22 protein-coding genes are annotated in these 21,673 nt (G+C 63.6%); 16 read left to right on the top strand and 6 right to left on the bottom strand.

Annotation, left to right across the window (positions count from 1 at the left end):
• Positions 1–20 precede the first annotated feature (20 nt).
• The 14 genes from FHW79_RS08270 to FHW79_RS08335 all read left to right on the top strand — a co-directional run bounded on the left by FHW79_RS08270 (position 21) and on the right by FHW79_RS08335 (position 12,689).
• On the top strand, positions 21–1,187 hold the full coding sequence (locus tag FHW79_RS08270; RefSeq protein ID WP_183178471.1) for a phage tail tube protein: 1,167 nt from the start codon (positions 21–23) through the stop codon (positions 1,185–1,187).
• A 166-nt stretch (positions 1,188–1,353) separates the two neighbouring features.
• Complete coding sequence (locus FHW79_RS08275; RefSeq protein WP_183178472.1) at positions 1,354–1,812, top strand: hypothetical protein; 459 nt, start codon at positions 1,354–1,356, stop codon at positions 1,810–1,812.
• Between the two features lie 113 nt (positions 1,813–1,925).
• Positions 1,926–2,093 carry a hypothetical protein gene (locus FHW79_RS08280; RefSeq protein WP_183178473.1) on the top strand — a complete coding sequence of 56 codons (168 nt, stop codon included), beginning with the start codon at positions 1,926–1,928 and terminating at the stop codon, positions 2,091–2,093.
• Positions 2,094–2,139: 46 nt separating this feature from the next.
• A complete protein-coding gene (locus tag FHW79_RS08285; RefSeq protein WP_183178474.1) occupies positions 2,140–2,823 on the top strand; it encodes a hypothetical protein in 684 nt (227 codons plus the stop codon).
• 75 nt (positions 2,824–2,898) lie between these two features.
• Positions 2,899–6,312: a phage tail length tape measure family protein gene (locus FHW79_RS08290; protein WP_183178475.1), complete on the top strand. Its 3,414-nt coding sequence runs from the start codon at positions 2,899–2,901 to the stop codon at positions 6,310–6,312.
• The gene (locus FHW79_RS08295) at positions 6,309–6,971 is read left to right on the top strand and encodes a hypothetical protein (protein WP_183178476.1); all 663 of its coding nucleotides are present in this window, start codon (positions 6,309–6,311) and stop codon (positions 6,969–6,971) included. The genes FHW79_RS08290 and FHW79_RS08295 overlap by 4 nt, the downstream gene beginning before the upstream one ends.
• Positions 6,968–7,336, top strand: a complete 369-nt coding sequence (locus tag FHW79_RS08300; RefSeq protein ID WP_183178477.1) for a hypothetical protein — start codon at positions 6,968–6,970, stop codon at positions 7,334–7,336. Before FHW79_RS08295 ends, FHW79_RS08300 begins: the two co-directional genes overlap by 4 nt.
• A 325-nt stretch (positions 7,337–7,661) precedes the next feature.
• Complete coding sequence (locus FHW79_RS08305) at positions 7,662–8,036, top strand: hypothetical protein (protein WP_183178478.1); 375 nt, start codon at positions 7,662–7,664, stop codon at positions 8,034–8,036.
• 1,033 nt (positions 8,037–9,069) lie between these two features.
• Entirely contained in the window at positions 9,070–9,165 is a 96-nt protein-coding gene (locus FHW79_RS08310; RefSeq protein WP_183178479.1) for a peptidoglycan-binding domain-containing protein, read from the top strand.
• Positions 9,166–9,545: 380 nt separating this feature from the next.
• Entirely contained in the window at positions 9,546–9,875 is a 330-nt protein-coding gene (locus tag FHW79_RS08315; RefSeq protein ID WP_183178480.1) for a hypothetical protein, read from the top strand.
• Positions 9,876–9,929: 54 nt separating this feature from the next.
• Positions 9,930–10,388 (top strand): helix-turn-helix domain-containing protein, encoded by a 459-nt coding sequence (locus FHW79_RS08320; RefSeq protein WP_183178481.1) that lies wholly within the window; start codon positions 9,930–9,932, stop codon positions 10,386–10,388.
• Between the two features lie 105 nt (positions 10,389–10,493).
• Complete coding sequence (locus FHW79_RS08325; RefSeq protein ID WP_183178482.1) at positions 10,494–10,850, top strand: DUF6527 family protein; 357 nt, start codon at positions 10,494–10,496, stop codon at positions 10,848–10,850.
• Between the two features lie 637 nt (positions 10,851–11,487).
• Complete coding sequence (locus FHW79_RS08330; RefSeq protein WP_183178828.1) at positions 11,488–12,219, top strand: hypothetical protein; 732 nt, start codon at positions 11,488–11,490, stop codon at positions 12,217–12,219.
• 149 nt (positions 12,220–12,368) lie between these two features.
• Positions 12,369–12,689: a hypothetical protein gene (locus FHW79_RS08335; protein WP_247884236.1), complete on the top strand. Its 321-nt coding sequence runs from the start codon at positions 12,369–12,371 to the stop codon at positions 12,687–12,689.
• A gap of 19 nt (positions 12,690–12,708) precedes the next feature.
• Here FHW79_RS08335 and FHW79_RS08340 read toward each other — a convergent pair whose 3' ends face one another.
• Entirely contained in the window at positions 12,709–13,212 is a 504-nt protein-coding gene (locus FHW79_RS08340; protein WP_183178483.1) for a hypothetical protein, read from the bottom strand.
• A complete protein-coding gene (locus FHW79_RS08345; RefSeq protein WP_183178484.1) occupies positions 13,212–15,128 on the bottom strand; it encodes a hypothetical protein in 1,917 nt (638 codons plus the stop codon). The genes FHW79_RS08340 and FHW79_RS08345 overlap by 1 nt, the downstream gene beginning before the upstream one ends.
• A gap of 262 nt (positions 15,129–15,390) precedes the next feature.
• Here FHW79_RS08345 and FHW79_RS08350 point away from each other — a divergent pair, with 262 nt between their 5' ends.
• Both FHW79_RS08350 and FHW79_RS08355 read left to right on the top strand, forming a co-directional pair.
• Positions 15,391–15,630, top strand: coding sequence for a helix-turn-helix transcriptional regulator (locus FHW79_RS08350; protein ID WP_211108168.1), 240 nt, complete (start codon positions 15,391–15,393; stop codon positions 15,628–15,630).
• 103 nt (positions 15,631–15,733) lie between these two features.
• Entirely contained in the window at positions 15,734–16,090 is a 357-nt protein-coding gene (locus FHW79_RS08355; RefSeq protein WP_183178486.1) for a hypothetical protein, read from the top strand.
• A 95-nt stretch (positions 16,091–16,185) separates the two neighbouring features.
• On the opposite strand, the gene FHW79_RS08360 is transcribed toward FHW79_RS08355, so the two are convergent.
• From FHW79_RS08360 to FHW79_RS08375, 4 genes are all read right to left on the bottom strand, one after another.
• Positions 16,186–16,671 carry a hypothetical protein gene (locus tag FHW79_RS08360; protein ID WP_183178487.1) on the bottom strand — a complete coding sequence of 162 codons (486 nt, stop codon included), beginning with the start codon at positions 16,669–16,671 and terminating at the stop codon, positions 16,186–16,188.
• Positions 16,672–17,195: 524 nt separating this feature from the next.
• Positions 17,196–19,217, bottom strand: coding sequence for a DUF3732 domain-containing protein (locus tag FHW79_RS08365; protein ID WP_183178488.1), 2,022 nt, complete (start codon positions 19,215–19,217; stop codon positions 17,196–17,198).
• A gap of 3 nt (positions 19,218–19,220) precedes the next feature.
• Positions 19,221–19,715 (bottom strand): three component ABC system middle component, encoded by a 495-nt coding sequence (locus FHW79_RS08370; RefSeq protein ID WP_183178489.1) that lies wholly within the window; start codon positions 19,713–19,715, stop codon positions 19,221–19,223.
• 1 nt (position 19,716) lies between these two features.
• Positions 19,717–20,736: an ABC-three component system protein gene (locus tag FHW79_RS08375; RefSeq protein ID WP_211108169.1), complete on the bottom strand. Its 1,020-nt coding sequence runs from the start codon at positions 20,734–20,736 to the stop codon at positions 19,717–19,719.
• Positions 20,737–21,673 lie beyond the last annotated feature (937 nt).

A 21,673-nucleotide genomic window follows, 5' to 3' on the forward strand; every position in this document is an offset into this window, starting at 1 on the left:
CCCGAAGGAGGGGCACCGACATGGCGACCACCGGGTACCAAGCCGGCCTTGAGGCCAACGACGTCCAACTGTCTTACGGCCTCGAAGCCGTCTGGGGGCAGGCGCCCGCGACGGCCTTCCAGGCGGTCCGCTACACCAGCGAGGGGTTCGCCGGTTCGAAGACGCGGCAGCGGCCCAACGAAATCAACGAATCCGGCCAGGCGTCGGCGGCGGTGACGACTGAAGAGAAGGCGGATGCCAGCGTCAACTTCGCCCTCTCGTACGGCACCTACGACGACCTGCTGGCCGGCATGCTGAACGGCGACTGGTCCTCCAACCTGAACATCACCGGCACCGACATCGCCGCGACGGCAACGGGGCTCACCTCCGCCACCGGCAACAAGTTCCAGAACGTCCGGATCGGCCAGTGGGTCAAAGTCACCGGCTTCGCCACGGCGGAGAACAACGGTTTCCGGCGCGTGACCGCCAAGGCGGGCAACGACGTCACTCTGGCCGGCGGCATGGCGGTGGAGGCGGCGGGCGCGGCGGTGATGGTGATGGGCTCGGTCCTGACCAACGGCACCACCTTCCAGAGCTTCTTCTTCCAGAAGCGGTTCAGCCCGAACATGTTCCTGACCTATCCGGGCACCTACCTGACCGGCGGCACCCTCAACGCCGGCCGCGGTCAGTTCATGCAGGGTGATTTCAAGGGCGCCGCGCAGTCGGAGCAGAAGGCGACCACCAACAGCTCCACCGGCGCCGTGCTCGCCGCGCCGACCGGCCGCGTTCACGACACCGTCGCCGGCTTCCAGGCGCTGCAGCTCAACGATGCCATCGTTCCGGCGGTCGTGGACAGCTTCAGCGTGTCGATCACGAAGGAGGGCGCCGGGGCGCAGTTCGGGCTCGGCGCGGCGGCGGCGCAGGGCATGACCCGCGGCACCTTCACGCTGTCGGGCAGCATGCGGACGTACTTCAAGAACTTCACCCTCTACGACCTCTTCCGGTCGGAGGCGCTGGGCGTCCTGAGCTATCGCACCCTCGACGCCGCCGGCAACGCCTACGTGCTGACCATTCCGGCTGCCGCGATCATGAATCCGAAGATCGTTGCCGGTGGCCCCGGACAGCCAGTGATGGCCGAGTTCCAGCTCGAAGGGAATCCGTCCCCGACGCTCGGCTACACCTTTCAGATCGACCGCCTCGCGGCCTGAGGTTGCCTCTGACCACCTGAACACCGAGACCCCGGCCCGACAGCCGGGAAACCTGCCTGCCCCTGGCCGGCGGGGTGACGGCGCTCGTCCATCACGAGCGTCACGGGGCGGTGTGTCGGCACCGCCCCGACCCCTTCAACCAACTGACATTGGAAAGACCAACACCATGGCGAAACTCTCCTCCTTCAAGCGCGACACCACCGCCTTCAACGACGGCGACTGGGTCCGCCCGGACCCCGGTGAGGATTTCGAGATCCGGACCCGCGGCCTGGGCGATGCCTACGCCGACGCCCAGGCGGCGAAGCAGCGCCGCGCGGCCAAGGGCTTCGGCGGCGACGCCGAGAAGCTCCCCGTGGCGATGAAGCGGCGGATCAATGTGGAATGCCTCATCGACCACGCCCTCCTCGACGTCCGCGGCCTTGAGCATGACGACGGCCGGTCGGTCAGCTTCTCCGAGTTCTGCGACATGCTGCGCTCCGACGAGTACCCGACCCTGGTCGCGGCGGCCTTCACCGCGGCCACCATGGTCGGCGATGCCCAGCGCGCCGACGTCGAGGACGCGGCGGGAAACTCCGCGCCCGGCTCCGCTTCGAGCTCGAATGGAGCCGCCACGCCGCCCTGCTGAACGACCTGCCGGACGAGGACAGGCCCGCGGCTCCCGCATTGGAGCCGTGGGTCCTCTGGGTCTGGCGGGCGTGGCACCGTCTCAGCGATGACCGGCCATGGATCGGGGGCGGCATGGCCGCCCCGACTCCGGGCCGCATCCCCTGGTCCACCGTCATGGAGTGGGCCGACCGCCACGGCTACGGCCCGGAGGCGGCCAACGTCCTGGACCGGCTCATCGGCGAGATGGAGGCGGAGTACCAGGACTGGAACGCCTCCCGGCGGGACAGCGGCGGAACCTGATGCCCCCCCACCCGGCCCGGGAGCCCCTTTCTCCCCGGAGATCGCCATGGCATCCGCCGCTGCTTTCCGCCGCTCGCTCCAAGTCTTCGCCAACCGCACCCTGTCGCCCGCCGCGCAGTCCGCGCACTTGGCCCAGGTCGCGAAGACGGAACTGGCGGGCCTCGTCCAATCCGGTCGGGCGCCGGCCTCCCACCGGCGGTTCGTCGATGGGCGCGAGGGGGCGCCGGAGGAGGCCGTGGGGCCGGCTCCTTCGGGCCGCATCATCTACCGCTTCAACCACCTCGGCGCCGTCTGCACCTTCGCTTTGTCGTTTCTGGTCAACCGCTCGCCGGAGCGCACCGGACGATTCCGCAAGGGCTTCTACCTCGGCATCGACGGCAAGTTCGTGCCGATGGCGCAGTTCAATCCGGCGGCGCTGACCGCGGATGTCCGGCAGGTCGTGATCGGGAACATCGAGCCCTACTCGCGTAAGGTCGACGTTCAGCTTGTCGGTGGCGAACCCCTGTCCTTCAGCGTGCCGGCGGGCCTGTTCGAAGATGCCGTGCAGGCGATCAAGGCGCGGTTCGGCGTGCTCGTGGACGTGAAGCGCGTCTACACGATGTCGTTCCCGGGCCAGTACATCCTCCAGACCGAGCAGCACCACCGGTCTGGCCGGTACCAGGGCCGGTCCCGCAAGCGCGCCGGAAAGCCGGTCGAAAGCCCGGCGATCATCATCACCCCGCGCCGGTGACGCCGGCCTTCCCAACACCCCGATCCCCTTCGGCGCCCGGCTGGTCCGTGGCGCCTTTTCCGTTTGGAGCGATCCATGGCCCAGAACGTCGAAAGTCTTGCGGTCGGGTTCGACGACCAGATCTCCGCCGGTGCCAAGGCGGCTGAGCAGGCACTCCAGAATCTCGGGACCGCCGCCGTCGCCACGGAGGAGCGCGTCACCCGGACGGCGAAGAGCGGCGAGGCTCTGGCGAAGCAGTACGACCGCACGGCCCGCGAAGCCGCTGCCGTCGCCCGCGCCACAGCCGGGCTGCGCCGCGACCTCGAAGACCTGGAACGCAGCGAGGCGAGCCTCGAGGCCAAGGAGAAGCAGCGCGCCATCATCCTCGGCCAGATCGAGGTCGCCACGCAGCGGGCAAAGGCCAGCGTGGAACGCTACTTTGCGGCGGCGGAAGCGGGTGCGGCGGCCAGTACAGCCGCGGCGAACGCGCAGTCGGCGGGGATGGCTGCGGCCACGGCGTCGACGAACTCCTGGGCCGGCGCCATGGCACGGGTCTATGAGACGGCCACTTCGGTCTCCACCGGCGTCAACGGCACCGCCCGGGCCTTGCAGGCGCTGAACGCCGATTTCCAGGCCGGTCGCGCCAGCTTCGCGGAGTGGACGGCGGGTGCCCGCGGGTTGGAGACCGCGCTGCGCGGCATCAGCGCCGCCCAGAAGGCCATCAACGACAACACCGGCGTCTCCCGGTCGCCGGTCAACACCGCCACCATCGGCGAGCTGCGCTATGCCACCACCGGAAAAGGAGCCGGCAGCGGCAACACGCTGGCGCTGGTCACCGGGGACGCTGAGGCGTCGGCCCGGCGGCTGAAGGACATCGAGGCGGCCTTCGGCGCGATGGACGCCACCCTGGAGGGCTACCGCGAGGAACTCGGTCTCGTCGATGCCGCCCAGAAGCGCTACGAGGCCGGCCTTGCCGAACTGGAGGCGATAGTGCGCCGGGCCGGACTCGCCGAGGAGGAGGGTGCGGCGCTGCTCCGTGCCTACGCTGCCGCCCACGATCCGGCAATTGCGGCGGCCAAGCTTCTGGCCGATGAGGAGAAGGCGGCACTCGCCCGCATGTCGGCGGATTGGGACGCGGCGGTGCGGGAGCGCGAGGCTGACGCGGCGATGATCATCGCCGACGAGCAGGCGACCGCCCGCGCCGCTGCCCAGACGGCGGCGGAGAACGCCCGCCTCGCCGCCTCCTACCGCGCCGTGATGGCCGCGGTGGACCCGACCGCCGCCGCCCAGCAGCGTTTCGACCAGGCCCTGACCGATCTGCGCGCGGGCGCCGTTGCCGCCGGAAGGTCGGTAGAGGACCTGGCCGCGGACGAGGAGCGCCTGACCGCTGTCCTCTCGCCGGCTGCCGTCGCCGTGCAGAAGGAAGAGACCGCGCTGCGTTCGCTGGTCGGGAGCCTGGACCGGACCTTCGGTGCCGAGGAGCGCCTGACCGCTCAGCAGCGCCTGCTCTACCGGGCGATGACGGAGGGCATCGGCGGGATTCGGCTGACCAGGGAGCAGCATGAGGCGCTGTCCCGCACCCTGCGCGAGCAGCACGAGATTGCCACCCGCACCGCGACCAGCACGAAACTGGCGGCTCATGAAAGCGTGAACCTTGGCTTCCAGGTTCAGGATTTCGTTGTGCAGGTCGGCAGTGGGCAGGGCCTTCTCATCCCCTTGCTGCAGCAGGCCCCTCAGGCGGTCGGTGCGGTCGGTGGCGTTACCCGCGCCATGGCGCTGCTGGGCACGGCGGTCGGAGCGGTGCTGTCGCCGGTCGGGCTGGCGGCCACCGCGCTGGTCGGCTTGGCGGTCGCGTCGGTGGCGGTTGGGGTGCGCGCCTTCGAGGTGTCGTCGCAGACACGCGAGTTCGGCGTCGCGATCCGCGCCATGGGCCGGGATGCCGAGCTGACCACCGGCCAACTGCGCGCCATGGTCTTCCAGATGCAGGCGGCTGGTGCCGGCGGTGACGAATCCCGTCAGGCCGTCTCGTCGCTGGTCCGCAACCCGAAGCTCGCCAGCGGCGCGATCCCCATCATCACGGCCCTGACGCCGGACGTCGCCGCCGGGACCAACCAGGGCGTCGCCGAAACCGCGAAGGCGCTGGGCGACGCCTTCGCCGGCGGCTACGAGGCGATTAAGCGATTCGACGAGGCCACCGGGGCGCTGACCGCCAAGCAGCTCGAATCCATCCACGCCTTCGCCGAGCAGGGCGATCAGGCGCAGGCTCTGGCGACTTTCGTGGATGCGCTGACCGGGCGCTACAAGGGGTTGGCGGAGCAGGCGCTGTCCCCGGGCGAACGGGCGGTCAAGGCTATCGGCACCGCCTGGCGCTCCTTCGCCGACAGCGTCATCGACAGCGGGCCCGTGGTCGCGGTGATCAGCGCCATCGCTGACAAGCTGCAGACGATCGCCGACTACTTCAAAGGCCCGACCGCCCAGCAGATGGCGGCGCGGGGCCGTGACAGCATCCGCGCGGCGCTCGATCAGGCACAGGCCGATTACGCCCGCTTCCAGCAGGAAACCGCCTCCTACAAAGACAAGGACAATCCGGACACCATCATTTCCGGGTTCGCCGGCAGCGGGTCGGTCAACCAGCGCGCCGAGCAATACCGCCAGACCATCGCCGCCCTGACGGCGGAGTACCAGAAGGCCGATCAGGCGGCCCAGGCTGCCACGGCCACGGCGACCGCCGGCGCCACCCAGGCCGCGGGCGCCACCGGCAAGTCGGTGGAGGCCCAGCAGAAGTACGTCGACGCCGTCGCTGCAACGGTCAAGGTGGAGGGCGCGGCACTGTCGGTCAACGCCGCCAGTCGGGCGGCCACGGTGGCCAGGGCGCAAGCCGAAGTGGAGGCCACGGCCAACGGCATCGAGGGCGGCGAGCGTGAGCGTCTGATCAGGCTGCGGGTGGCCGAGGCCACACGCGGGCAGACCACGGCTGCCATGGATCAACTGGCCGCCCTGTCCCAGTCTGCCCAGGGCAACCTCGCCCTGGCCGACGCTTACGGCATCAGCGAGGCGGCAGCGATCCGCCAGAAGGCGGCCAACGACGCCGTTGCGGCGGCGGCGACCAACGCTGCGGTAAATGTCGCCGAACTGACTAGGCAGAACGTTGCCGCAGCGGGGGCCGCCGCTGGCGCGGACCTGTCGAAGCAGGCGGCTGACCTCATGCGCACGGCGGATCTCCAACAGCGTGTTGCAGCCGCCGCCGGCCTCAGTGGAGCGGCCCGTCAGGAGGCGCAACGGCAGGCCGACGTGTACCGCAACACCGCGCCCGCCATTGCCGCGGCACAGGCCGCCGAAGCGCAAGGTGATTTCGAGTTGGCGCAGCGGCTCCGCGATCTTGCGAGCGCGTATGACATCGCTTCGCAGGCAAAGGAACGCGCGGACGCGGTGACGCCGGTCAACGAATTCCCTGCCGAGTTCCTGGAGTCGGCGGAGGCCATGGACATTGTCGAGGAGGTGCTGGGATGACAGTCATCAACGTTCATGTCGGCGAACAGGCGATCCACATCCTGTCCGACACGCTGGTCTATGCCGGCGACACGCCGATCGCGCTCTGTGGGACGAAGTGCGACCCGATCGGGGACCAAGCGGTCATGGCGTGCCGCGGGCAGGTTCGGGTTGCCCGCCTGCACCGGGAGCTGTTCACCGATGTCGGAAGTCTCGACGCCTATGTCGAACGCCTTCCCATGATCCTGGCGGAGTACGAGGCTGCCGGCTTCATCGACGCCGAGGGGCATGAGATCGTCGCCAGCGGATATTCTCCAGCCCGGAGGCGATTGCTTGCCGTGCTCGGGAGGGTGGATGCGGACACCCGATCCGTGACCGTCGAGGAGTTCGGGCCTGGGTGGCATATGGCCCCAGATCTCGGGGCGAAGATCATGCAACGGGTTCCCTCCGCCTACAGCCAGACCGTCGCCGAGCGGCTGGCGCTGGCGCAATGGAAGCTCAGCAGCACGGCCGGATGGGGGTTCTGCATCGGGGGCTGCATGACCCTGACGACCATCACCGAAATCGGGACCTTGCAACGGATCATCGGAACCTATCCCGACTACGCGGAGCACCTGGATCGCTTTGGCGATCCGAACGAATCGGCTGTCGCCGGTTTTGCTGAACGGGTGGCCGCATGAGTGGCGCCGCTCTGGAAATCGCCTACCTCGCCGAATTCGACCGGTTCGGCGAGGCTGTGCGCCCGCTGGAGGATCGATACTGGCGCCGTGAAGCCACGGGTGAAGAGCGTGCCGAAATCGTCGCGCGGATAGGCGCCTTGCTCGAAGAGCACGGGAAGGCGCTCCACCGCATCATCGCGGAATCCGGCGCCCCGCGGAAAATGCGGCGGCGCCTGAACGCGGCGGTCACGAAGCGGCTGTTCGACCTCCAGACCAAACTGAAACGGCGCGGCACCTGGGAGAAGAGCAACCCGTTCGCCTTCGAAGAGAACGCGGACGCCTTCCTCGCCGGAGAACTGGAAGACATCCTGGAGGCGACAGCATGACCTCTCCTTTCATCGCTGACCTCGGCGCGCGGATGCAAGGCGAGATCCGCCCTCTGTCCGGTTCCGAATGATGGGCCGGTCCCGAAATGCCGACCGTGCGCTGGAGGACATCCTTCTCCGCACCGCTGGCCTCCGGCGAACGCTAGCGGATCTCGCCATCTTCGCCATGAGCAGACCGGACCTGCCGCCGGGTTTCCCACCGCTGATCACGGAGGCGGCGATTCAGTACGTCGCCGCGCTCCGCGGCTTGGCCGCTGAAACCCTGCCTCTCAGCCCTGCGGATCGCCATGGCGTCCGTCTCACCCCGCACCCCAAGGAGACTCCCATGTCCAAACTGGACGCGGCTTGCCGCCGCTCCCTTCACCGTGCCCGCGCCCAGCGCGCCGAGCGGAAACTCGCCGAAAAGACGTTGCCGGATTTGGTGGATCTGTCCGACACGGTGAGCGTCGGCTTCCAGGATCTGGCCGGGATGCTGGAGCAGTTCAGCGAGTCCCTGGGCGAGGACAACACCCTGCACCTGTACCTGACCGACGTGTACCGCGCGTTCGGAGCCGCCGCCCTGGCGCACAGCCATCTTGCGAATAGCCTCCGTGCTGCCCGTGACGGTCAACCGGCACCGCCGCCGGACGGGGACCAGGCCGACGCGCTTGCCGCGCTTGACGATCTGAAGCGGGCTGTGCTTGCCGAGGCCGCTACCTGAGCGTGGCGACGACGACGAGAAGCTTGCCACTGCTATCAGCGGGTGCGCGCCACCTCGGGCGACGGCATGCCGGGGATCGGCGAAGTGGTCGATGTCATCCCGGAGGTGACCTACTGGTAAGATGCCCAAGGCACCCACGCCGACCTAGCCATCATACCGCCGGAGGCCTTCGAGCCGCAACGCACTGTGCTCCTGCCGAACGGTGGCGACATCCGAAGCGTCAACCCACCGGTCGACGCCGGCCGCGGATTGACGAGCTGGTGCCGGTCGAACTGGTGACCGCCGGGGCGTGACGCCATCGCGGCCAGACGCTACAATGCCGGCATGACTGATTGCGCACCCGCCTCCGCCAAGAAACGATAGCCCCGGTAGCACCGTCCATCGTCGGACGGAATGCGCCGGGGCATCGAGCTTGGAGAGGCACGATGTTCAAGGACATGAAGCGGGCGCGCCGCCGCCACGACCGTGCGCGCATGGTCGCTAAAGCTGCTCGGCTGCGGCCATGGGCTGCATTCCCCCAGAAAGGCGCAGACAATCTGGCGTCTTGCAGTTGTTGGATGTGCGGAAATCCCCGCCGTTATTGGCTCGAGCCGACCATGCAGGAGCGCCGAGCGGATCAGGCAACCTGGGCAGATGAATAAACGCCGGGGTACGGCTTGCGGAGCCTGATCGTTGCGCCTACTTCCGATCCTGGCAGGCCTGCCTTGAGAGTGGAAACGCTCGCCTGCCTCCGCCGGGGCGAAATGCAGGATGGGCTGCCGCCGCGGGGTTCGCCGGCTTTCCTGACACAAAAAAAAGCCGGCACTTCGTATCGCCCAGCTTCTGGCAGCAACGCGCATGGTGCCTCGGGGCCATTGGGTCAAGTCGATGACTTCTTCGACACGGTAGTCCCGCATCGAGCGGCATGACGATGTATCGCCACCTCGAAGCCTTGTCTTGGTGGTTCAGCACGGCAGGCAGCCACCACCTTCAACGCCTTTCACGTGCGGTCTGATGATGAGCCCGCGGCGCCGCGGGCGACGTCGGGCCGGACGTGGCCGTCCTGCAGCGGGCGCTCCAGCGCTGCGGCTTCCCGGCCATTGTGGAGGACGGCGACTTCGGGCGGTGGACGGCCAACGCGGTCGAGTAGGTTCAGGCCATCCACAGGCCACCCCTCACAAGGCGGCTTTCCCAGGGTCGGGCGCTACTACACCTTCGTGCACGTGGACCTGGGGCCGGTTTGGTCCTGGGACGAGCGGACCAAGGGACGTGAGCGCGTGCACCACCTAGTGAGAGGCAGCCTTCGTGAGGGCTAACATGCCACATCTCTCGTCGGGCGCCTCTATGATAGCAAGTTTCACGCGCATACAGAGAAGATCGTCATATCCTATATCAGAAACCTGATATGACAATGTGGAGATGCATCTGCTCATCGCGTAATGGACACCGACTTATCACCATGATAAGTTCGGACTTGCGAAACTGGGCTGGAGCGAGTAACAACCGCTCCGGTTCGCACGGATGAACTAGATGGGCGCACTAACATCGTCGTTAATGCCACAGCCACTCACCCCAGAGGTGGCCACGGCACGCATAAATGCGGTTGCAAGCAGAGGGTTTACGCTCGTTTGGGATGAGGATGTTCCAAGTAAGCTTCGAGAAAAAGAACTTATCATTGGAGATCTTCATTATGTACTGAGGGTTGGCAAGGTATCGCTTCCTGGGATGGCGTGCTCAACGGCGCTAACTTTCAAGTACATTGTTGAAACAAAAACTCCGAACTGGATCGGTAAGAATCTCAGGATAATGGCTATACTCGGCAATACTGATGAAATTCGCGTCTGCGACGTTCTTGATTAGATCGCTCTCAGGCGTGTTGACGTCAGTGCTACGAGGTGGCGAGAGGGGACCGCTATGACTATAACTCCGTATCACTATACCGAATGCGGCTTAGACGACGTTTGGATCGAAGGCATTGAATTGCACGTCGATCTTGCCGGTAAAGCCGTCTATCGCATTCCGAATTTCCCTGGCCTGCATCGGGAAATTGCTCGCTCGATTGTGTGCGACGGCGTCGGTATGACCGGCCCGGAGTTGCGTTTCTTGCGCACTGAGTTGGGCCTGACTCAGCAGGAATTGGGCAACATTCTGCATGTCGAAGCCCTGACCATTAGCCGTTGGGAGCGCGGAGAGAACCCGATTCACCAGAACGCGATGACGGTCATTCGACTCCTGGCTGTTGAGCGATTGAAGCTTGAAGAGATTGGTATTGAGCGCATCTCTCGGCAGAGTGTTAGTGATGCAAAATCAGCGCGGGTTGTAGTTGATGGGACAGATCCAGAAAACTATCGCGCTCAGAGAAAAGTCGCCTGAGATCAGGAAACTGGAGAAGCATTCAGAAGGCTAGCCCCTTCTGACAGTTTTCCACTTTCAGCCGCCCGGCCCTCGCCCGGCGGCTTTTCCTTTTTCAGAGCCGCCATGACCCAGATCCTCAGCCCCAAGCTGATCCGCCGCCAGTACGGCGACTTGGCTCTGCACGAGCAATGGCGCCCCGGCTGCAACGCCATGCACCAGATCGCCGTGGATACCCCGTTCTGGAACGGTGCCCGGTGGACTTGGGACGGCAACGCCGCGGCGCCGACCTTCAGCCCTTCGGTGAACATCACCCTGCGGTTCGCACTGAACAGCGGGCGGGCCGCGCAGATCTGCCACTACTTCACCGCTCGGGCCGTATCGAGTTCTGCGGCGCCAGTTCGCACGCTCTCGCCGGCCAGACGGTGGACCTGTCGGACTTCCCGGCGGACGAACTGGATTGAGGGCGTGACCGCTGGCTAGGGACGTCACCCCCTAGGTTCGGTCGAGCCATCCGAAGATGGGCCGGCGCCGGCCCGCATTGTCCGGTCCACACAGCGGTCATTGTCCGCGACGTGTGCGTGCTGAGCCGAGGTTCCCGCCACCCAACGTCCGAAACGTCTTCGCAGACTGCCCCAGAGCCTACAGCACCGAGATTTCATCCACCAGCCGCCCGGCCCCCGCCGAGGCGGCATTTTTCATGCCCGAAGGAGGGGCATTCATCATGCTGCCACGGCTCATCCCCACCATCTCAGCCTGTGGCTATCCCTCCGCGGCTTCCTTGTGTGCGCAAGCGAAGAAGCAGCATCCAAGCCCTTGATTTTGGCTGGGGAAAAGTGACGCTCCTCGTGCGCACGTACGAGGAATCAGAATTGCTATTACAGCAACGCAAATCGACAGATGTGGATCGGTAGTCCCTTCGTGATGGCAGCCAACACGCTGTGCGTGGCCGAGATGGTCTGTGGGGCGCTGCGCGAACGTCGAGCGCCTGTCGCAACCTGACGGCCTCCTGCGCGTCGATCGGCTGAAGGGTGGGTACAGATTGTACATACCCTCTGCACCGGCCTAACCGCTCCTCACCCCCTTCATCATCACCATCAAGGACTCCACCGTGAACGCCATGTTCCCGGCGCGCAACGTCGCGCCCGACTATCGCCTTGTCGAAACCCTTAACCTGGGCGTCGGCCCGCTCGTCCCGGCGCTGGGCGCCGCGCGTGACCGTCTCTGCGCCGAGCTGGTCGCCCGCGGCGCCACGCCAATCCTGTGCGAGTCCTGGCCGGACATGCAGGCGCTGAACGCCCGGCACCGCAACAGCTGGTTTCCCCTGCTGCCCACGCCGTCCAGTGCCCCGGCCTTTTGGCTCGGGCTGGTCGACTGCGAAGGGGAGGTGGTCGCCACCCACGCCGCGGTGCTGCTCGACTGCGCCGCGTCCAGCTTTGGCGCCCGGCTGGCGGATCTGTCGGCGCTGCACGATCCCGGCTCGGCGCCGGCGGACGAGTGGGCCTTCGTCGCCAGCGAGGCCGCGCACGACACCCGTGGGGCGGTGGCCTGGATCGTCGCCGGCTGGACCCGCCCGGACTGGCGCGGCGCCGGGCTGTTCCACCGGCTCGGCGAGCTGGTGCGGCTGGTCGCCCTGGCTCGCTGGAACCCGAAGTGGGTGGTGGGGCTGGTCGATCCGGAGACGGTTCCGGTGTGGAGCGGGCGCGGTGGTGGCCGGCGGCGGCTGGAGGAGCGGCCCGGCATCCTCTATCATCAAAGCGGCGTCGGGCGGCTCCCGTTGCACCTCATGCGGTGGGGCCGCCCGGCGGTGCTGCTGGACCTGGAAATCATCGCGCACATGTCCACGGTCTGACGCGCCTGGGACATGGAAGCCTCGTTCCTGTTACCCCTGAAGAATGGGCCGGCGTGTAGGAGGGCTGTGTGGTGGAGAGCCGAAGGATTGGAAAATCGATGCCTTTCCGGGCGGTGGTTCGGGGAGGGAGCATCGCGTCGGCTTTGCTCATGGCGGCCTGCGCCAACCTGAACCCGCCACCACAGGCCGCTCCGGAACCCGGTGCGGTAAGCACCCTGGATCGGCTGGCCTCGAACCCGTGCAATGAGATGGTTGCGTCGTCTCTCGCCGGGGTGCAGATACCGGTGAGCGATGTTCGCTACCTCACCTACGGTCTGTATCGCGACATCAGGAGAGGGGAGATCGTCGGCTATGATGCCTGGATGGGGTTGAACAGCCAGCCTGGAGCCGTCGTGGTGCAACTCGATTCGCTTTGCGCACCACAGCAGATCTATGCCCGTGGGGGCGCCCGCCTTCCGAGCGCCCCATGACGAGTTGGCCGGCTGCGATTCAGTGAACGGTCTGGACGTCGATGCAGGCCAGCACGGCACGCCGCCCGCCGTCCGACCAGCCGAACAGGGCCTGCACGTAATCGAAGGGCCGGCCGAGCCCGGCGACGGAGAAGCGGTTGACCAGCGCCTCCCCGCCGGCCATGGCCTCGACGTACTCCGCCCCGACGCGGCGGGCGAACTCGGTGTGCGGGTCCCGGTCCACAGGCTGGTCGAGGACGGAGCGCGCCCACGCGCGCCCCAGCACCGCGACCGTGGGCGCCCCGATGTAGCAGAACCGGAGCGGGTCCGCCGGCCCTTCGGATGCGAGGAAGGTGCACCGGCTCAACAGGCCGCTGTCCTTCAGGAACCGGAACACGGCGGGGGTCAGGGTCCGCTGCCGCCGGCACTCGGCCACGATCTGCTGTTGCCAATCCGCGGCGTTGCGCATGGTCAGGCGCCGGGTGTCGATGACGACTTCCGCCGGGCGCCGGGTGCCCTGGTCGGGGAAATGGAGGACGGGCATCACGCGGCCTCCCGATGATAGGCGTCAACCATAGCGGCGAACATCGTTCGGACCTGCTCCGGACGGCACCCGCCCGCAGCGGCGCCGGCCTGCACCATGGCTTCGGTGGGGGTGTCGGGGATTGCCAGGGACGCCGGCGCCTCCGTCCGGAACGCCGCGATGGTTTCCGCGAAAGCGTCGGTCTCCGGTGCCGTGGGTGTGACGCATGGCCCGGTGGCGACCGTGGCGCCTTCGAGGTGTTCAATGAGCCGCCACAGCGCCACGAGATCCCCGGCCGAATTCAGCACCGCCGGCATCGGCCCGCCGAAACAGGACGGAGTGACCGCGGCATCTTCCGCCAGCCCGATCAGGTGCAGTTTCAGCCGTACCGCGACGCCGGCCAGGGTAATGGGCATGGTCGCCTCGATCTCGTCCCGGAGGGCGTCCACCGCGAGCCAGGACGGCTCGTAGTCCTCATCGGTCAGTCCGTCGGGAAGCCCGTCGTAGGCACTCACCGCAGCGGTGTAGCGCTCCCACAGCGTCAAGAGGCGGGCGTCGGGGTGCTGGCCGTTGGGTGCCGCTGCGGTCGGCGCCGATGGGCAAGGAGCCCACCACCACAGCCGCCGCAGATCACGGGCCAGCGTCCACAGGACGCGGCTTGCACAGTCGTCTTCGACATCCTCCGGCATCGGGCCTTCGAGCGCGTCGGGGCTCCGGCCAAGGACGAGCTGCACGACGGCCATCGCCTTCACCGCGGCGCCCTGCGGTGTCCGGGCCGGGACGGTCTCGATGGTGACTTCCGCCTGCGAGGCGGCGGTGATGGCGGCTTGCCGTTCCGGGCCGTCCGGCATGGTGTCCGGCCGGCACCAGAGGCCCCATGCCGCCAGCAGTTCCGCGTCGGGTTGGGGGCAATTTTGCACCGGCCCGGCCAGGACGGCGGAGAGGAACGCGGCGGCCCGAAGCAAGGCACCGAACAGCGCCTCAGCGGTCGAGCCTTCCGCGTGCACGTCACAGAACGGCAGGGTGGATGACGGGTGGCTGGCGATCCGCAGCACCGCCAGGGCGTCGGTGATGGTTTGCGGCGCCGTGGCGGAGACGGCGAGCGCGATCGTGTTCCATTCATCCACCAACCGGTCGGCGCTCTCCTCGTCTTCATCCGGAAGAGCGAGGTGTTCCGCATAGTTTGTGGCGATCCGGTCGGCCGCCTGGGTGAAGGTCATCCCGAGCGACGGGAGGATGGTGCTGCCGGTCCCAGCCGCCGCGATCCCGGACGGCACCCCCGCAAGCACCGCGTAGACACGCCGGATTGTGGCGGCGTCCGTCTCGTTGGAGCTTTCGCCAACCGCCATTCCGGTGTCCGGATCGGCCAGCAATTCGATCTGTGCCAGAGCGTCGGCCGGGGTCCTGGGGTCGGCCTTCAGCACCGCTTCCATGATGCGGATCGCATCGGCAGCGATCTTGTCCGATTCGGTGTCGTCTGCCTCTGCGGCCTCACGCCACCGCCGCCGGATCGAGGCAACGGCATCCGCGAAGGTCATGGCAAGCGCGGGGATGGTACTGCTCCCCTCCGTAGCCTGAACGGTGGACCGCACTTCCGACAGGTAGGCGTGCAGCCCTTCCGCGAGGGCCTGAGCCACCGCTTCCGGGACCGCATGCGCGGTGACGTCCTGCCGCGCCAGATTCAGATATTGGCCGGCGGCGGCCACGGCATCGGCGAGGCTGCGGACGGGGACGGCACACACGCGCTTGGTGAGGGTATTGTCCTGGTCCATCCAGAGCGCAATGCGCTGGTCCGCGGTGAGCGACGGGTCCGCTTCGGTCGCCCGATAGTCGTTTTCCCACTCGGACAGCGCGTCGGACAGCGGCGCTGCGGTGCCGAGCAGCAGGGCGCGCAGCGACGGTAAGGCGGGCTGCCCGGAGTCGTCACGTTCAGTCATGACGCACCTCCGCCGGCACGAACACGGTGGTCAGCACCGCGAGTGGTAGGCGCCATAAAGGCAAGGGTGTGGTATTCTCGGAATCAGCCATGATCCGTAGCTCCAGACAGCTCGATTGTGGTTAGGCCGGGCCGGGTGGTCGCAACACTCGGTTCGGCCGCCGGCATTGCTGCCGTGATTGAAATTCAATCACGATGCTGGCCTTGCGTCAAGGACGCCGTGATTGTAATTTGATCACGCTATGACACCAGCCCAATGCCGCATGGCGCGTGCCGCCCTCGAATGGAATGCCTCTCAGCTCGCGGCGTCAGCCGGAGTTGGAGTTGCTACCGTCAACCGCTTTGAGCGTGGGGGCGTAGTCACCACAGAGGAAACCGTTACCAAGCTCCGCATCGCCCTGGAGGGGGCCGGCGTCGAGTTCATCCCGGAAGGCCCCTATCAAGGCGACGGGGGGCCGGGAGCCCGGTTGCGACAAAATGAAGCAACGCATCCCAGGAATTGAAATCAATCATAAAATATTATTTTTTAAGTTACGAGCTTCATGACAAAACGTGAGCCTTCGCGTAATCTTATAAGATGCGTAAATCAAATAAGGAGATCTCAGAATGCCCTGGCTGGCAATAGTTAGCGGAATAATTTCTATTTATACTGCAATTGGGTTCTTCATAAGCATAGATGAATGGCAGAAAGTCAGAAAATACACAGAAAAATGCCAAGAAGAAATAGATAGGAAGGGCACAGATGAGGAGAAGGCAGCCGCGCTAATAGGTTTCTACGGAAGAAACAACAAAGGACTTTTTGATATACTCCTGAATAATCTATCGATGCCTGACAAAATATTTCTTCTTTCATCCGAGCCAAACTTGATAATCGAAGCCAATAGCGCTAGTGCCGCCACCGAGAAGGAAACCGGGATAGCAACGCTTGAGCAAAAATATTGCTCTGATATTAAGCGCCCGTAGCTTGTGAGCACACATACAGTGAGTCCGCCGCGGGAGACCCGGCGGGCTTCGGCGTGCCTGGGGAACTGGTGGACCGGCCCAGACGGAGATGAGGTTCATACCTCCGCCAAGCGGTCGCGCCAGAACTCCAAAGCTGCCTCGACCAAATCAGCGAGTAGCCAGAGTTCACCCCCCTCAACCTCAACCATCTCCTGATTGCCGTTGATTGGCCACCCAGCCCGCAGATTGGCGCACGTAATCGGTTGCGCGGAAATGTCTTGATACCCGACGCGTCCTGTTAGGCGCACCACATGCTTGGTAGCGTTGGCAACCCCGATCACCTGCCGCACAGCCCAATGGGACTCACCGATCTTCCGCCGGAAACCATTGGGATCAGCACGTTCATCCCGCATTCTCGGCCGAGCATGGAAATAGTGGTCCGCCATGCTCGCCAGACACAGGCAGGCCAAACAGCCCAGCCGCCGATCATCCGGACGATCGAGAAACTCAGCGACGGTCGGTTCGACCATTTCCCGAAAGAACTCGACTGCGCCGTCGCCCTCACTCAAAGCGTCCAGCATGTTAGGTGCGTCGTCGCTCATCTGTTTCTCCGGCTGGCTTCCCGGCGACGTTAGCAGGCTCAGCAGGAGCGACACCACTCCATCGCAGGAGAAGCCGCAGACCACACCCACGGCCCACAGAATCGCGATCTACCGGGCAACCATCAGCCGGTCGCCGGTCGAGACGACACCCAGCGCCAGAGGGGCGGACAGAGCCCCCGGCCGGCTGGCGAGCTGCGTCACCATCATCATGCAGGTGCGGCAGCTCCGGGCCGGGCGGGCGAGTGCCCCGATGGGGTCGGGGTTATCGGGGCTTAGCCGTTGGTCTCGTACACGCTCTGGCCGGTGTCGACTCCCAGGAATCGGAAGGGGAAGAAACGCACTTCCGCCCCAGCCCGCCTGCCCAGCTCCTGCGCGCCTTCAGTTTCGAGCAAGAGGACGGCCACCAAACTGGCTCGGTCTTGGCCGACTCCAGCCTGTCGCATCCTACTGTCGACTATGCGCCAAAACTGGACGCCGCGCTCAGTTGGAAACGAACAAGTTGGTTGTTATGACCTACCCATTAATCATTGCTGATCGTCGGCTTCGTTGTTGTCCTCGGGAATCCACGCGGAAGGGATCAGAAAATCAATGTCGCCACGCCAGTTGGCAACCTCCACGACCCCATCAACGGATCCCCAAGCGTGTCGGTCAGCATGGTCCAAAACTATAATCTGTAGCCGCCCCTCAAATGCAGCATGGGCTCGAGCAAGACTCGAAAAGATGCGGTTAGTGCTTTCGATGTCTGATAGGTGGCGGCGGCGACGTGGGTTTTCATCGGGCTGCCCCTCCTCTTTTTTCTTAATAAAATTATCAAAAGTGTCGCTCGGAAAATAAACTTGACTTGGCTGATCGATGATTAGAAATGTTGGAACTGGATTGTTAGCCCCACGGCTAAGGAATACACCATGCAGAGCTAGCAGGGTAGCAATATGATATGCCATCCAGTTTTCTCCACTTCCAATCTCCCACAAATAATCATGGCGCACCTCTCCATCTCTATCGAATCTAATATTTAACTCTCGTTCATCTATAACTGGCTTACCATCTGCTCCAGCAACGCCGAGCGCGGAAATAATCTTAGGGATATAGGTGGATATTTGATCATGTACGCGCTGCGCCCGATTCCGTCGATCTTCTTCGTTCGCCATTCCACTGAGGTCACGTACTTCCTTGCGCAGCGCTTCTGCGCGAGCGGCGATGCCACCTTCGCCTTCGACCTCATTAAGCATTCGTATAGCCTGTTCAGTCGAGCCAATAAACCGGTAAACACTCTCAAGGCTTTGGCTCTGACCTCGTTCAGCATCCACCTCCGCTTCAAACACCTGACGCATCCGCCGCAAAGATAGTAGTTCGCGCTCGTCCGTTAAGAGGCTCTCCTGAATTGCAACGATATCGCGATCCACCATAGGCTTAGTGGAAGTAGCACCGGCTGCAAGAGCCGAAAGTTCGGCAATCGGACCATCAAGTTCTGCAAGAGCCTGTTTTGCAAGCTCTGTATCAGACCCACAGAGGATGCAACTACCTGTGGGAGTATGTGCCTTGAACCACCCGACCCCCACAACGCTGGCCGATTGTTCCTTCAAAATCTCGTCATAATCGTACACAGAGCGCGAGAGGCTTCTAAGCTTCCGAAGACGGCGCCTGTCCGTAGCTATCTTGACATCTAAAGCCTGCTCACGACGCCTGATCTCATCCAGACGATTAACGGCCGCCGTCACTCGCCCCGTTGCGGCAACCGTTCTTCCACCGGCTTGGACCATCTCCCTGAGCAACCCAATCAATGTGGGCAAACTGTCAGGGGGCTCACCTGAAGGCAACAAGCTCAATTCCTGGGCGCGAAAGAACACTCCATGAGCGGTGGTGCGCCAGTTGTCTGTAGCATTGCGACGCGCTCGGAGCTCAGTTTCAACACGTCGCAGCTCATCGCGCAGGAGCCGAATTCTATGGGCACGGACGAGATCATCGTTGGTGATAATGCCCATCGCCAATGGAAGCACATGTTGGAGTTTATTTCTATGGTCTGATGAATCGGCTTTAAACAACAACGTATAGGGATTGGCAACAACATGCTGTGGTAGAAAATTGAACGATGCCATGTCTCGAAAACTGGCCCGATCCTGTGCTCCTTCTGGCACCACACTCAGATTGGATAACCCCGACAATGTATCGAACATCGCCTTGAGACGCGCAACGTTGGTCGTTGCCGTTGGACGCTGCGGCAACGAGTTTTCTGTATCAGTGCCTTGCTGAAGCCAGATATCATCCGAAACTTGTCGGGCTGCTGGTTTGGGACGAGCAATCCGCATGAGCCCAGCGTCGGTCTCTATTTCTAAGCCGTACCATGAAGCCGAATCGCGAATAACGCCGACTGGGATCGAGCACACGCCTGAGCCAAGAACGTAATTAATAATATCAATAATTGATGATTTTCCCGTGCTACTCCACCCAGTAACAATAGAAACGCGAGATGGATCAAAAGGTAGCACTCTTGGCTCGTGCGCTGGATCTTCAGGCCAAATGATAATGGATAGTATGAATAGCTTCATGTCTTAAAACTCTAACGACAATTGACGTTGGATGGTTTCGAAGGGTTCTAACGCGAACCAAGCACCGAGCCGCTTCGCTGCGGCGATCATTGGGCCAAGGGAAGAGTTTGCCTCGCGGAGAGCAATTGGCAGATCAGTACCTCCAACTGCCCGGAAGGTCGGAAATCCTTCTCCTCCATCGCGCTGCAGCAAACCTGAAGAAACACCGAGTTGGAGGCCGCACAACGCAGCAGGCGAGGCACCTTCAATACGGGCCTGCAGCCCTGCGATGAGGTCAGGGCGTTCAACCACAACCTTTAGAAATCGACTATCAAATTTCATCCGGTAGATCTTCTCGACAGTTTCGCGATGGAATAGCAAGCCAGTGCCCACCAGAAAGACGGGCAGAATTGGCGATCCCCCCTTAGCTGTCTCGCTATATTTTTGTGCTAAATGCCAATATAGGCGAGCAAGTAGCGCTGGATTTCTTGCAATCAACTCTTCATGATCGTCCCTCATTTCAGCCCCTTTGCTGGAATGTTGGATCCCACCAAATCTCGTCTTCGTCCGCTAGGCGATGATAGTGGCCCGAGGTCATGTAGAGTTCATCGCAGGCGTGGCCGTCGAGGTTCTCACGATGATCATATGTCACATCAGCCAGCACGGTTTGGCCGATCTCTGTCTTTGACCGTTCGGCAAGCTCGCGTCTTCTGCGGCGCATCACCCCCGCCCATCGTTCGCGCAACCGAGCAGAACGATTTCTCCATTCGACGTCCGGCACATCACCTGCTCGTACGAGTCGATGCTTTTCGATACTGAACTTTAGAAAATGGTCGACAGCTTGAACGACGTCCTCATCCTCAGCTTCAATCCGCCCTAGGTGTTCCACAAAATTCCTCGAAAGCGCACCCTGCCGGACTTTCTCATCGATAACAATTTCCGCAGCGGCACGGGGGAGAAACCGGCTGCTGGCTTGTTTTGCTTGCAAAGCATGGCTTTGAATAAGGATTTCCGTTCGGGTGATCACACCAGCGCGTCCCTCCGACCAGTCAGCTCGCATGCGATTGGTCAGCCAACCGAACAAGCCGTCAAGGATGTCTTCCGCGTCTGCACGGGGGTTTAGGCCCAAGCCGTTTGCTATCGACTTCCGTTCGCTTATTTGATCACTAGCTTCAACAATCTCTATTTTCGAAACGATGAACAGAAGTACGTCATCACTCCTTCTCAGAACGTCATCAATTATCTCTTGGATTTTTGATGAACTTCGCTTACTGCCAATTTTGCGCAGGGCCTGAACGACGTCAGTCGCCTGTATTTGACCAGCGCTTTGCTGCTTGAGAAGCGTTGCGATCGGCGATGAGACCCACTGATTGACAAAGAAAATGTATCGCATGCAGCAATCACCGCCGGGCGCCTCATAGTGCCTGAGCCAAATCTGCAAGGTGCGCCATACCGCTCGAGTCCGGTCACCTAAAAGTCGCGCACCTGTGCGGGTTGAGCTCTTATCTTGCTCGAGAACAACAACCTTGCCGTCCTTCATGACAGCAACATCGTCAACGTGCTCGACCGCGACGGCTGTTTCTCCGCTCGCCGCATGCGCGAGGTGGTAAAGCGCCCTATCCAGCTGAAGGATGTAACCCGCGGCCTGAGCAGGCGCAATATTGTCAGCTAGCCGTCTCAAGTTCCCCTATACCGAATCAGCTTCACCCCAGGACCACATCGAATTGTAAGGATTTTTTGCGGTAACGCAACCTACGTTGCGGCGCTTGGCCTCAACCCACAACCAGAGCCAGCCTCCATCCTTGATCCTGCCTTCGTAATTACCATGGTTCCTGTCACTGCGCAGGGCGTTGGTTGAGCATGGTGGGTGGTGCCATGGGCTTGAATCGAAAGGGGCGGAACCGCAGTCCCGCCCCTACCTGCCGGGCCAACTCCTGCCGATCCCTACGCATCTGCGTTGCTCACACCGTCCAGCCGCATGGTCAAGGGGCTGGTTCCGTTGCACGAGCCCACTGCGTTAACAGGTCTTCAGGAAGCCTGTAGGGTTTTCGTCGGCGCTGTAGTGTTCAGGCCAGCGCATTGCCAGCCAGGAAGCGCCGGCTGGTCTGTGACATCCGGTACGTTCGCAGTGCCGGCCTGGGCAGGGCCGGCAAGCCCGCGGGCGTGACCTATGGACTGTGATCGAGGTGCAGGCTGTCCGTTGTGTGTCCGTCACGGATTGCAAACGGATTCATGACGGATCGCACCGCCGTCCGTAACGGTGCGGCACCCGTTCCATCGGCCGTGGCGACGGATCGGAAACGGCCGTTGACCGGGTTCGCCGGGCGGCCAATGGGTTGTCCCTTAGCTCGGGGAAGGGGCGGTGGCGGCTTCTCCGGTCGCTGTGGCCCGGCGGCTGCGGGAGGGGGCTCCATAGTGCGGACGCCCTGGCAGCGAGCCGATGGGGGCAAGGAAGGCTGCAAGCGGAATCGAGTGGT

It is taken from the genome of Azospirillum sp. OGB3, assembly GCF_014192915.1.
In the GTDB taxonomy this organism is placed as follows: Bacteria; Pseudomonadota; Alphaproteobacteria; order Azospirillales; family Azospirillaceae; genus Azospirillum.